Source organism: Methylococcus sp. EFPC2, assembly GCF_016925495.1.
Lineage (GTDB): Bacteria > Pseudomonadota > Gammaproteobacteria > Methylococcales > Methylococcaceae > EFPC2.
The window spans coordinates 3,692,028-3,704,891 of sequence record NZ_CP070491.1; the positions used below are offsets into that span (position 1 = coordinate 3,692,028).

The following is a 12,864-nucleotide window of genomic DNA, read 5'->3' on the forward strand; positions in this document are numbered from 1 at the left end:
TGTCAGCGCGGCTTGGGCCGGTTGATCAGGTAGTACACCAGCGGCACCACCAGCAGCGAGAATGCGGTGGAGGCGAAGATGCCGAAGATGAAGCTCCAGGCCAGGCCGGAGAAGATCGGGTCCAGGGTGATGACGAAGGAGCCGAACATCGCCGCGCCCGCGGTGAGGAAGATGGGCCGCAAGCGGGTCGCGCCGGCTTCGATCAAGGCCTCGATCAATTCCATGCCCTGTTCCCGCAACCGCTCGATGAAATCGATGAGGATGATGGAATTGCGCACCACGATACCGGCCAGAGCGATCATGCCTATCATGCCGGTGGCGGTGAACAGGATGGGATTGTCATAGCCGGATACCGGGCTGGTGAACAGGTTCAGCAGCCAGAAGCCGGGCATGATGCCTATGATGGTGAGAGGGATCGCCACCATGATGATGAGCGGCATCCCCAGCGAGCCGGTCTGAGCCACCAGCAGCACGTAAATCATCAACAGGGCCGCGCCGAAAGCCAGCCCCAGGTCGCGGAACACGTCCACGGTGATCTTCCATTCGCCCTCGCCGGCCAGGTCCACCGAGTAGCCTTCCGGCAGCGGCTTGGCTTCCTCTATGTCCCACCAGTCGAACACCGCTTCCACCGGGCTGCGGCCCACCATCTCGGCGGTCACATAATTCAGGCGCTTGAGGTTCTTGTGGTAGATGGTGCGGTCGACCTGTTCCTCGGCGATCTCGCCCAGTTCGCTCAAGGGGATCAGCGAGCCGTCCGCGCCCTTGACGCGCAAGGCCAGCAATCCGGCCATGCTCGATCGGTCGGCGCGGGTCAGGCGTACGGTGATTTCCAGAGGCTGGCGTTCGCTGGGGATATGCACGGTGCCCGCCGTCCCGCCGCTCAGGGCCAGTTGCAGGGTTTCGGCGACGTGATTCACGCTGACGCCCAGCAGCGCGGCCTTGGTCCGGTTGAGACGGAAGTGGATTTTGCGTTGCGGCTCATCGACCAGATCGTCCACGTCCTTCACGCCGGCGATGGCGGCGATGTCCGCGCGCACGCCTTCGGTCACCTTGGCCAGCTCGTCGTAGTCCCGATCCAGCGGGCCGTAGACTTCGGCCACGAAGGTCGAAAGCACCGGCGGGCCGGGCGGAGTTTCCACGATCTTCACGTTCGCCCCGTGCCTCTGGGCGATGGCTTCGATGTCGGGCCTGATCCGCAGGGCGATCTGGTGCGATTGCTGCTCGCGTCGCTCCTTCGGTAAAAGATTGATGCGAATCTCGCCCGCATGACCGCCGGCGCGCAGATAGTAATGCCGCACCATGCCGTTGAAGTCCATGGGCGAGGCGAGGCCGACATAGCTTTCGTAATCGGTCACTTCGTTGACCGTGGCGAGATAGGCGCCGAGCTCGCGGGCTGTGGCGTCGGTGGCTTCCAGCGTGCTGCCGCGCGGCAGGTCGATCACCAGCTGCAACTCGTTCTTGTTGTCGAAGGGCAGCAGCTTCAGCGGCACCGCGCGGGTGACGGCGAGCATGGCCGATGCCGCGAATGCGATCACCACGCCCCACAGAAACAGCTTGCCCCGGCCTGGATTTCGCAGCAGTCCGCCCAAGGCCCAGTCGTAGAAGCGGTAAATGCCGCTCGTCTTCACATCGAAGGGCCGCTCGTCCCCTTTGCCGTACTCGCTCTTGAGTAGGTAATAGCTGGCCCAGGGCGTGACGGTGAAGGCCACCAGCAGCGACATCAGCATGGCGATGGGCACGTTGAAGGCCATGGGCGCCATGTAGGGGCCCATCATGCCGGTGATGTAGAACAGCGGCAGGAAGGAGACGATGACCGTGAAGGTGGCGAAGATGGTGGGCGGCCGGACTTCGTCTACGGCGGTCAAGGTGGCCTCCAGCGGCGGCTCCTTGCGCAGCTTGAAGTGGCGGTAGATGTTCTCCACGTCGACGATGGGGTCGTCCACCAGCAGGCCCAGCGACAGGATGAGCGCGAACAGGGTGACGCGGTTGATGGTGTAGCCGAATACCAGGTCGAACAGCAGGGTGACGCCCAGGGTCATGGGCACCGCCAGCGCGACGATGAGAGATTCTTTCGGGCCCAGTGCCAGCGCCAGCAACACGATGATGGTCGCGATGGCGATGCCCAGATGCTTCACCAGTTCGTTGACCTTGTGGTTGGCGGTTTCGCCGTAGTCGCGGGTGACTGTGACCGCCACGTCTTCCGGGATCAGTTGGCCGTACAGCCCCTGCACGGTGGCGATGGTTTCTTCCGCCACGGCGACCGCGTTGGCGCCCTTGCGCTTGGCGACGGCGAGGGTGACGGCCTGGCGTTCCTTGCCCGCTTCGATGGGCACGCTGCGCTTTGCCCATCCTACCTCTTCGGCTCCCCTCTCCCTCTGGGAGAGGGGCTGGGGGCGAGGGAGCAGGGTCTTGCTTTCCGCTGCGGCGGGTCCGAAGCCGATGCGGGTATAAGTCTCGGTTTCGGCCGCCGCGTCGCGCACCTCGGCTACGTCACGCAGATACACGGGGCGGCCGCCATGGGTGTGAACGACGGTGTCCGCCACTTCTTCCGGCCGGCTGAAAGACGGTCCCGCGTCCAGTTGCACGATTTGGTTGGAGGTCTCGTAGCGTCCGGCCTGCAGGCTGACGTTGGCGGTTTTCAGGGCGCTCAGCAGTTCGTCCAGGCTCAGGTCGTGGGCGGCCAGCTTGGCAGGGTCCGGATAAACCCGTACACGCCGGGTTTCGCCGCCGACCACGCTGATCTTGCCGGTGTCATGGACGCCGCCCAGCTTGTCCTTCAACTCGTCGGCCAGCCGGCGCAGCGCGGCCGCGTCGTAGACCGGATCGGCCGAGGACAGCGTCAGGGTCACGATGGGGACGTCGTCGATCTCCACCGGCTTGACGGTCCAGCCCGTCACGCCGGGCGGGATGATGTCTTGGTTGGACATCAGCTTGTTCCAGACCTTGACCAGGCTGTCCTCGCGGTCCTCGCCGACGTAGAAGCGCACCGTGACCAGGGCCTCGCCCTCGCGCGTGGCGGAATAGACGTATTCCACCCCGTCCACTTCGCGCAGCCGGCTTTCCAGCGGGGTGGCGGCGAGCTTCTCCACTTCTTCGGCCGAGGCGCCCGGCATGCGGACCAGGACGTCGGCGACCGGCACGATGATTTGCGGTTCTTCCTCGCGCGGCGTGAGCAGCAGCGCCGCCAGGCCGGCCAGCAGCGAGGCGATCAGCAGCAGCAGCGAAAGCTTGGAGGTGACGAAGATGCGGACGATTTCCGCGGTGTATCCGCGTTTGACGGCCTCGGTCATCGTGCGCCTCCCACCAGCACTTCGTCGCCTTCGTTCAAGCCCGACAGGATCTCCACCTGGCCATCATGGGGCTTGCCGGTGCGCACATGGCGCAGCATCGCTTTGCCGTTCGCCCACACGCGGACCGATTCCAACTGGCCTGATCGGTCTACCGCGTTAGCCGGTATCGTCAAGGCTTGATATGCGCCGCAGGCCTGTCTCAGCCAGGCAAAGCTGCCCGGCTGGACTTCCGCGACGCCGTCCAGACCGGTCTTGATGAGCACGGTGTGCGATTGGGGATCGGCGGCGGGGGCGATTTCTTCCACCCGGACTTCGTAGGCTGCGCTGCCCACGCGCGCGGTTAACGACGTGCCGACGCTCAGTCCGCTCGCACAGGATGCCGGAACGGCGACTTCGAGACGCAGGCGCTGGCGGGTCTGCACGGTCAGCACCGGCTTGCCGGGCGCGGCCAGATCGCCGGGTTCCAGCTCGCGCCGTACTACCGTGCCGTCGAAAGGCGCACGGATGACGGCTTCGTCCGCCTGCGCCTGGGCTTCGGCGATGGCCGCGCGGGCCGCGGCGACCTGGGCGCCGGCCGCGCGCGCCTGGGCCTGTGCGGTTTCCTGCTGGCGCGCGGTGGCGGCTTCCTTGCCGTACAGCTCCTGCACGCGGCGGGCATCGGCGTGGGCCCTGGCGGCTTCCGCTTCGGCCGCGACGAGAGTCGAGCGCGCCTGATTCACGCGGGCCTGCGATTCGGCGGCGTCCAGCCTGGCCACGATCTGGCCGGCCTTGATCGTATCACCCGCATTGACCGGAATTTCGAGTATGCGGGCCGGGATTTTGGGCGAGAGTTGGGCGACCGAGCGTGCGCTGACCGTGGCAGGCCAGTCGCGGATTTCCTCGACGGTGCGCAGCGTGGCTTTGACACGGGAGCCCGTGGGCGCCGGTGCTCCCTCGGCGGCTTGCGCATTGCCGGGCGGCGTCTTGCTGCGGAAGCCGCCTTCCATCCAGACCAAAAGAAGGATCAGGCCCGTGACGGCGGCGAGGGATTGTATCGCCAGGTTTTTGTTGTGTTCCGTGCTCATGGTTTTTCTTCAGGTAGGCTGGGGTGAGCTTGCGAGCCCCAACGGTGGGTCATTTCCAATAGCCGACCGCTTTCTGCAGATTCGCCTTGGCGACCTGGATGTCGTAGCGGGCGGTGACGGCACGGGTTTCGCTGCGGGCGCGGTCGGCTTCGGCTTCCAGGAAACGGGTGACCGTAGCTGCTCCGGCCCGGTATTCCTCGTTGACCAGTCGCAGGGCCTCGGCGGCGGCCTGGGCGGCATTTTCCGCGACTTCACGCCGGGCCTCGGCTTCCTGAAAATTGGCGCGCGCCTGCTGGATTTCGTCTTCGATCGCCAGCCGCGCCTTCTCCTGCGCGGCCCGGGCTTCGGCCAGCTTGCGTTCAGAGCCGGAAATGCGGGCGCTGACCGCGCCGCCGGAGAAGAGATCCACCTCGGCATTCACGCCCAAGGTCAGGTTGTCGTGCCGGAAATCGAATTCGGGTGAACGTTCGTTCAAGCCGTAGGCAGCGTAGGCATTGATGCGCGGCAGATGACCGCCTTTTTCGGCGCGCACCTCCTTTTCGCGCATCTCCACCACGCGGGAGGCGGCTTGCATCTCCGGTCGCCGGGCCAGGCCTTCGGCGATCAATTCGGCGAGTTCGTCCTTGATTTCGGAAGGCGCGGGCGTAGCGTTTTCCCGAACCGCCAGACGGTCGGCAGCCCCCAGACCCACCAGCCGCTTGAGGGCGGAGCGGGTGAGTTCCACGGCATTTTCGGCGTGCAATTCCGCCTCCCTGGCTTCGCTCCGGCGGACTTCCAGCGAAAGCACGTCCGCCTTGAGCCGGGCGCCCGCCTGATATTCATGGCGCGCGTGGCCGAGTTCATTTTCCACCGCCGCAAGAGAGCGGCGAGCGACTTCAACGTGTTGCGGGGCGGCCAGAGCCGCGTAATAGGCCGCCGTCACCGCAGCCGCAAGATCGTTGCGCAGGGCCGCGCGTTGCAGTTCGGCGGCTTCCACGCCCAGTTCGGCGGCCTTCTTGCGGTAATAGTCCTGTCCGCCGCGGAACAGCGACAGAGTGCCGACCAGTTCGGGGCGGAAGTTTTCCACGAAGCCGGGATTGTTGATGTTTTCAAAATGGCCGTTGTTGAAGCGGCGCTGAGAGACGATGGCGGAGAAGGCCATCGCCGGATCGTTGGAATAGCTGTAGCCGAGGCGGCCGGTCAGCTTGGGATAGAAGGCCGCGAGGGCTTCCGCGACCTGCGCCTGGGATTGGCCAATGCGCTCGGCCGCAGCCTGCATGTCCGGATTTTGGGCGTAGGCCAAATCCAGCAGTTGCGGCAGGTCCAAGGTCTCGGGTGCCGCCGGGCTCGGCGCCGCTCCATGCGCCAGACCGGCGGCAAGCAGGAAAAACAGGGCGAGTACGCGTTTCATCGGGATCACCTGAAGACGTCATGTCGGGTGGCACCTGGTGGGGCTATGCCGTCTGCCGGCGTGCCCCACCCGCGTGCCCATGCGCTGAACCCCGCCTATTTTTTCAGGCGCATGATGCCCATGGCTTTCAGCGTGAGCCGCTCGTAGGTGGGTTCGCTGATGCCCTTGCGCACCTTGCGCATGAAATATTTCTCGTAGGCTATCTTGGCCCAGTGCACCCATTTACCTTCGGACGACCATTGCACGTTGCGCGGCGGGATCTGCGGCATGGCCAGGAAGGCCACGCCCTTGTCGCCGAAATCGGCCAGGCACAGGGCGTTCCAGGTCGCCTTGTGGCTCGGTTCCTTGCCGTCCAGTTCCTCGCGGATGTTGTGCGCCGCGGCGGTGACCATGGATTCGATCATGTAGCCGGTCTTGGGCACGCCGGTCGGCACCGGGGTCTGTTCCTGCGGGGCGATGGCGATGCATACGCCGATCGCATAAACGTTCTTGTAGGTCGGATTGCGCTGGTGCTCATCGACCAGGATGAAGCCGCGCGGATTCACCAGCTTCTCGACACCGAACACCGCGTCCACGCCCTTGAAGGCCGGCAGCATCATGCTGTGCTTGAAGGGCAGTTCGTGTTTCTTTTTCTCCTGGCCGTTTTCGTCGACTTCGGTGACGTACAGTTTCCCGTCTTCGACGCGATCGACCTTGGCGTTGCAGATCCAGTCGACGTGCTTGTCGCGCAATTCGCTTTCCAGCAGGCTCTTGGTATCGCCCACGCCACCCAGGCCCAGATGGCCGATATAGGGCTCGGAGGTAACATAAGTCATCTTCACCTTGTCGCGGATCTTACGCTTGCGCAGATCGGTTTCGGCGATGAACAGGTATTCGTAGGCCGGGCCGAAGCAGGAGGCGCCCTGCACCGCGCCGATGACGATAGGGCCGGGATCCTGGCAGAAATTCTCCCATGCCTCGCCCACCGGGCCGGCATGGTCGACGTGGCAGACCGAAGAGGTGTGACCCTCGGGCCCTAAGCCCGGAATCTCGTCGAAGGCCAGTTTGGGGCCGGTGGCGATGACGAGGTAGTCGTAATCCACCGAACCGCCGTCGGCCAGTTCGACCCGGTTTTCGGCGGGGTGCACGCGCGCCGCCTTTTGCTGGATGAATCCTATGCCCTTCTTCTTGAATACCGGCGCCAGTTCCACCTTGATGTCGGACGGCTTGCGCCAGTTCACCGCCACCCAGGGGTTGGACGGCACGAAGTGAAAGGTGGGGGTGTCGGCGATGACAACCACTTCGTCCTGCTTGCGGGCGTTTTCCTTCATTTCGAAGGCCATGGGGATGCCGCCGATGCCGGCGCCGATGATGACGATCTTGGCCATGATGTTACTCCTCGAACGTACTCGTTGTGGGGTTGGGAAAGGACTGGGCCTGCGGGTTAGTCGGAACTCACCTTCGGGGTGGCTTGGCCGCTCCCGCTATTCGGCGTGATGGCGTCCGTGGCCCTCCATCGCGTGCCTGCCGTGGTCGTGCAGTTGTGCCGAGAAATAATGGTGGATCGCGCCCACCAGTGCCGGATCGTCGGCCGAATAATGGATCTGCGCACCGTCCGGCAGTTCACGATAGCGGAAGCGGATCTCCGCGGCCCTGGATTTCAGGACCGCGAGGCCCGGCATGTCAGCCCCATGTATGGCTTGCGGGCCGGAAAAATCACCTTGGGCGAAGCGCGCGGCGATTTCGGACAGGTGTGCGCGGATATGCCGGATTTGCTCGCTGTCGTTAGCGTCCTTGGCAACGACCCGTTGCACGCCGCCCGTCGGGGTGGCGGTGAAAATGTGCGAGGTCTTTTCCAGGTCGAAGGGCATGACTTGGGCGCCGCGTTTCGCCACCTCGTCCAGGCGCTCGGGCGCGGTGGGTTCGACGGCGCCGGCCGGGATAGCCAGCGTGGACAGCCACAGGGCGGGGATCAGCAGGGCTGGGCGGATTTTCCTCGCTAAGCCGTGGCGGGTTCGGGGATTGTCCAGGGTCTGGGGCGAGTACGGCATGGAAAGCTCCTGCGCTGTGAATATCAGTAATTGCTAATTAACAAGGATCGTGCCATGGCTCCATGGCTACTCGATCCCACTGAATATCAAGTCACAACAGGCTGTTTGGGTATTAGCGCTCCCTCGGATGTTTCATCGGATGCTCGCGACTGACTCTGCAAGACCCGGATTGAAACAAAAGTGAAACATTGGCGAAACGCGCTTGCGATATGCAGGGCTTGGCCCGGCCGTCGCGGGAGTTTGGACTTTCGAAGGCTCGTCTGGCAAGACTAAAGCCCGGGCCGCTAATCCAAGGATAGCTGGATCGGGACATTGGGAGGGGGCCCGCTCAAGGGGAGTATTCTCGCCGCCGTCAGTCACGCGAGTTCGGCGGTTCAACCCGCGGCGGCACGCAAGGGTCTGCACGCGTCGCGGACGTATGCCCTTTTCCGGCGCCGGGTGACGCCGGAAAAGGGCGGGCGGATTTATTCGACGAGGAATTCCCGCATCATGCCCATGTCCTCGTGTTCGAGGTTGTGGCAGTGCACCATGAACACGCCCTTGTGTTCCTTGAACGGCTTGATGATGCGCACCTTTTCGCCAGGCATGACCAGGACGGTGTCTTTCCAGCCGCTATCGATGAAGCCGTCGCGCACGGTGGCGTAGTCCTCGGCTTCTTCGGCGCCTATGGTGCGGCTGACGATCTGGAAAGGCTGTTCGTGTATGTGGATGGGATGCGCCATGGACATCATCATGCCCATGCCACCCATGCCACCCATGCCACCCATGCCACCCATGCCACCACCGCCCATGCTGTGGCCGCCGCTTTCCGGTGCCTTGGCTTCCTCCCCATGCGCGCCTGCTTGCGGCTTGTTGTCACCACCGCCGTGGCCCATTCCACCCATCATGCCCATGCCCCCCATGGCGTGACCGCCTTCCGGGGATTTTCCGCCGCCGCCGTGTTGCATGCCTCCCATCATACCCATGCCACCCATGCCTCCGCCCATCATGCCGTGCTGCATACCGCCACCCTGCGATTCGGTGGATTTGCCGGACTCGCCGTGCCCCGCCGGTGCTCCCTCGCCGGCTTGGCCGCCATGTCCGCCGGCGCCGCCATGGGCATGGAAGATTTCCACCAATTGCACGCTGTCGTAGGGGATACGCTCGCCGGGCTGGAAGTCGTTCGGCGCGTAGGGGCGTCCGTTGAGCAGCATCGCGCCGGGCGCCTCGGAAATCCCCAGGGCCACGGGCTTGTTCGGATTGGCGGTGTTTTCGATTTCGTAACGGGTGATCTTGGACAAGTGCGTCGGCAGGCTGGGGCTATCGCTTGCCTTGCGGGTGACGTGCACCGTGAAGATGGGGTAATCGCTGCCGACCGGCAACGTCTGGCCCATCATGCCGCCGCCGTGCATTCCTCCCATCATGCCCATGCCACCACCCATGCCATGCCCGCCTTCTTTGGACTCTCCATGCTGCATGCCGCTCATGCCCATTTTCGGCAGCACGCCGGAGAATGGGCGGCTGCGCATGACCAGTTGCGAGCCCACATTGCGGCCTGAGAAATCGGCCCAGACGTCGAGCCGCTCGCCCGGCGCGAGCATGACATAAGGCTTGTGCACCGGGGTTTCCAGCAATCCGCCGTCGACGCCGATGACGACCACGGGCGAGCCGTCGTCCCAGGCCAGCTTATAGATCCGCGCGTTGGAGCCGTTGAGGACGCGCAGCCGGTAGGCGCGGCTGGCGACGTCGAGGTTGAAATCGGGCCGGCCGTTGACCAGGATGCGGTCGCCGTGAAATCCGGTCATGCGGTCGTGCATGTGGCGTACGTAGACCAATTGGTTTCCCGCGTCGAAGCTGCGGTCCTGGATGACGATGGGGATTTCGTATTCGCCGGCGGGCAGGTTCAGGGCCTGTTCCTCGGTGTCGTTGATCAGCATGGCGCCGGCCAGCCCGTGATAGACCTGTTTGCCGGTGATGCCGTGGGTATGCGGGTGATACAAGATCATGCTCGCCCGATTGCGGATCTCGAATTCGTAAACGAAGGTCTGGCCCTTGTCGAGCGCATACATGGGATGGCCGTCCATCAGGGCCGGCACCGTCAGGCCGTGCCAGTGGGTGATGGTGGGCTCGTCCAGTTCGTTGCGCAGATGGACGCGGACCTTTTGTCCATATTGAAAGCGCATCAGGGGCCCCAGGTAGGAGCCGGGTATCGTGGTGAGGCTATGTTCCGGCCCCTTGATCAGTTTGCCCAGGTATTGCTGTACGCGTGTGGGCTGGCCGGGGAGGATGGAGACTTGCTCGTTGCGACAGATCAGCTCGAACTCCACGTCCGGGTTGAAGTCGGGCGATGCCTTGTGGGGCGTGCCCTTGGGCATCTCGCCCATGCCCTCCATGGCCCGCAGCCAGGATGGCAGGCCGGCATAGGCCAGCGCGCCGAGACCGGTCTGGGTTAGAAAACGGCGGCGCGATGGGTTGAAGAAACCTTGCATATTACCTCCTCGGACTGAGTCGTCTCTTGGGTTGTGATGCTCCGGTGGGCCGGAGTCTAGCTGTCAAGGCATGGGAACGCCCTGGAAAAACAATATGCTCAAAATTAGTTGAATTTCCTTCCGGTCGATACCACCCGGCATGACTGCCGGGTATACGCATTGATTGTGCCAGGACTGGGGCCGAGCTTGCTTGAGCCAAGTCCTTGTTATAGAAGTCCATGACGGGAACGCCTCGCCCGACACCGCGGGTTCCGTTTCATGCGCGGGTTCAATGGCCGCCCATATTGTTGGCATTGAAACCTCATTGCAACAAGCGCCAAGTCAGTACGGAGCAGATTCGCCGCCCGGTGCTCGTTCCTGCGCGCGGCAGGCAGGCCGCGGAGGTGTATCGCGAAGTTCGCTCGGCCGACGTTGCGGGCATACGGACAGCCTGATTAAATGACCCGATACTCGCTACTTTATCGGCGGCCCGCCATGAACGCCCCCACCCGAGATTTTATCCCGCTGAACATCGCCGTGCTGACGGTATCCGATACCCGCACCGAGGCGGACGACACCTCGGGCCGCGCCCTGGTCGAGCGGCTGTCCGCCGCGGGCCACACGCTGGCCGACAAGCGCATCGTGCCCGACGATATCTATCGGATACGGGCGGTGGTGTCTCAATGGATCGCCGAGCCTGAGGTGCAGGTGGTCATCAGCACCGGGGGAACCGGGGTTACCGGACGCGACGGGACGCCGGAGGCGGTCGTCGCATTGCTCGACAAGACCCTGGATGGTTTCGGCGAAGTTTTCCGGGCCGTGTCCTACGAGGAGATCGGCACCTCGACCATACAGTCGCGGGCCGTGGCCGGCGTGGCCAATGGTACCTATGTGTTCTGCCTGCCCGGCTCGTCCGGCGCCTGCCGCACGGCCTGGGACAAGCTCATCCAGGCCCAGCTCGATTACCGCACCCGGCCATGCAACCTGGCCGAGCTGATACCCCGATTGCTGGAAAACCGATAGCTGTAAACCTCTCAGGGAGTCTGAGCCATGATCCAATTGATATTCGCCGCCCTGTTTTTTCTAGGCCTGCACTTTGGCATCGCCGGAAGTTCCTTGCGGGTACGCAGCATCGAGGTGCTGGGAGCAAAAGGCTACCGGATAACGTTCTCCACGCTGTCCGTGCTCGGATTGTACTGGCTGGCCCATGCCTACCGCGCCGCGCCTTATGTGGAGACCTGGGGCCAGTTGAGCGGGCTCAAGCCGGTCGCCGCGCCGCTGGTGCTGCTGGCATTTCTGCTGGTGGTGCTGGGCGTGACCACGCCGAATCCCACGGCGGTGGACGGCGAAAAGCTGTTGCAAGAGGACGGTGCGGCGGCTGGCGTCCTGCGCATCACCCGTCACCCCTTTCTCTGGGGCGTGGCGATCTGGGCCTTCAGCCATCTGGTGGTCAACGGCGATCTCGCCGCGCTCATCCTGTTCGGCTCCCTGCTGGTGCTCGTGGTGGGCGGCATGTTTTCCATCGACGCCAAGCGGCGTCAGGCCTGTGGCCAACATTGGTCGCGCTATGCCGAAGCGACTTCGCTGTGGCCGTTTCAAGCCATCCTGGCGGGGCGCAATCGCTTGGTTTGGCGGGAGTTCAAGTGGTGGCAGTTGACCTTGGGTGTGGTGTTGTGGGCGGCGGTCATGCATTTCCACCGTGCCTGGTTCGGGGTTGCACCTTGGGGGTGAGCTTAGGACGCTGCGGTCGCCGGCTGCGCGATTCGGGGTGACGGCCGCCGGGCCCCGTGTTGGCTTAGGCGGCTTATTGGTCACCGCAGCGAGGCTGAACGTCGGTCTATTCGACTATTTGGCCCGGTTCACTGGAGCGTAAACCTGCCGTTGTCGGTAAGAAAGGCCCAGAGGTCGGGGTTTTTTTTGGCGACGCCGTCGAGCAGAAACTTGACTTCGATTATGCAAGGCTGCCGTTTGCCGTGGTAGTCGGAAAGCGGGCCTATGGGTGAAAAATAGATGCCGAAATGAGTTAGAAAGCGGATGAGCGCCGGTTCCATCACGGCGTACCAATGAGTCATTCCATGATGGCAGCTCATGCGGACCAAACAAGCGATCAGCGCCAGGGTGATATGCGGAAACGTCCGTTTCTCATCGGCGCTGGTGGCGGCATCGGCCGTATCCGCGCTGACGCCGGTTGTCGTGCCGGATTCGCCCTGCCGGCGTTTGAAACTTTTCGAAACGCAAAAGCGCGAGACCTCAGCGAGTTTCGTCCGGGGAACGCCACGAATGACGTCCAGGCGGTCGATGATGCAATGTGTTTCTATGGGGAAGAGGGTTTCCGGTTGAGTCGGGTGCGGCAGTATTAATCGCACGGTCGCGGCAAACTCCTCCGAGCGCCGATGTCTGATGAGACAGTGGGCCGAGGAGTCGTCGAACGAGTCTTTTTCCAATCCATCAGGATATTCGTCGGGGAGGAATCTCGTTTCCAGGCAATAGACTTGATAGCGGAGCCGGTACGCCTCGCGTTTTAAGAGTTCGTTATCGGCATGAACCATGTCGAAATAGACGTTGAAGGCGTCGCTTAAGCTATTGGACATTTCAGTCAAGACTCGTGGAGTGGTTATTGCGGACTAATCCGTGTGCCGACGT

General features: G+C 63.4%; 9 protein-coding genes. 2 read left to right on the top strand and 7 right to left on the bottom strand.

Translation table 11 applies throughout. The features are described from left to right. Positions 1-2: 2 nt before the first annotated feature. The 6 genes from JWZ97_RS15775 to JWZ97_RS15800 form a co-directional block, all read right to left on the bottom strand. Positions 3-3,290 carry an efflux RND transporter permease subunit gene (locus tag JWZ97_RS15775; RefSeq protein WP_205431128.1) on the bottom strand — a complete coding sequence of 1,096 codons (3,288 nt, stop codon included), beginning with the start codon at positions 3,288-3,290 and terminating at the stop codon, positions 3-5. Continuing rightward, positions 3,287-4,354 (bottom strand): efflux RND transporter periplasmic adaptor subunit, encoded by a 1,068-nt coding sequence (locus JWZ97_RS15780; protein WP_205431129.1) that lies wholly within the window; start codon positions 4,352-4,354, stop codon positions 3,287-3,289. Before JWZ97_RS15780 ends, JWZ97_RS15775 begins: the two co-directional genes overlap by 4 nt. A gap of 49 nt (positions 4,355-4,403) precedes the next feature. Further along, the gene (locus JWZ97_RS15785; RefSeq protein ID WP_205431130.1) at positions 4,404-5,744 is read right to left on the bottom strand and encodes a TolC family protein; all 1,341 of its coding nucleotides are present in this window, start codon (positions 5,742-5,744) and stop codon (positions 4,404-4,406) included. Between the two features lie 95 nt (positions 5,745-5,839). Then, a complete protein-coding gene (locus JWZ97_RS15790) occupies positions 5,840-7,111 on the bottom strand; it encodes an NAD(P)/FAD-dependent oxidoreductase (RefSeq protein WP_205431131.1) in 1,272 nt (423 codons plus the stop codon). Positions 7,112-7,207: 96 nt separating this feature from the next. Then, positions 7,208-7,774, bottom strand: coding sequence for an aspartate carbamoyltransferase (locus tag JWZ97_RS15795; protein ID WP_240342375.1), 567 nt, complete (start codon positions 7,772-7,774; stop codon positions 7,208-7,210). A 464-nt stretch (positions 7,775-8,238) separates the two neighbouring features. Further along, positions 8,239-10,242 carry a multicopper oxidase family protein gene (locus tag JWZ97_RS15800; protein WP_205431135.1) on the bottom strand — a complete coding sequence of 668 codons (2,004 nt, stop codon included), beginning with the start codon at positions 10,240-10,242 and terminating at the stop codon, positions 8,239-8,241. Between the two features lie 474 nt (positions 10,243-10,716). Between JWZ97_RS15800 and moaB the strand changes: the two genes are divergently transcribed. Both moaB and JWZ97_RS15810 read left to right on the top strand, forming a co-directional pair. Beyond that, on the top strand, positions 10,717-11,244 hold the full coding sequence (moaB, locus tag JWZ97_RS15805) for a molybdenum cofactor biosynthesis protein B (protein WP_205431137.1): 528 nt from the start codon (positions 10,717-10,719) through the stop codon (positions 11,242-11,244). A 27-nt stretch (positions 11,245-11,271) separates the two neighbouring features. Then, positions 11,272-11,952 (top strand): NnrU family protein, encoded by a 681-nt coding sequence (locus tag JWZ97_RS15810; RefSeq protein ID WP_205431139.1) that lies wholly within the window; start codon positions 11,272-11,274, stop codon positions 11,950-11,952. A 128-nt stretch (positions 11,953-12,080) separates the two neighbouring features. Here JWZ97_RS15810 and JWZ97_RS15815 read toward each other — a convergent pair whose 3' ends face one another. Continuing rightward, complete coding sequence (locus JWZ97_RS15815) at positions 12,081-12,812, bottom strand: PEP-CTERM/exosortase system-associated acyltransferase (protein WP_205431141.1); 732 nt, start codon at positions 12,810-12,812, stop codon at positions 12,081-12,083. Positions 12,813-12,864 lie beyond the last annotated feature (52 nt).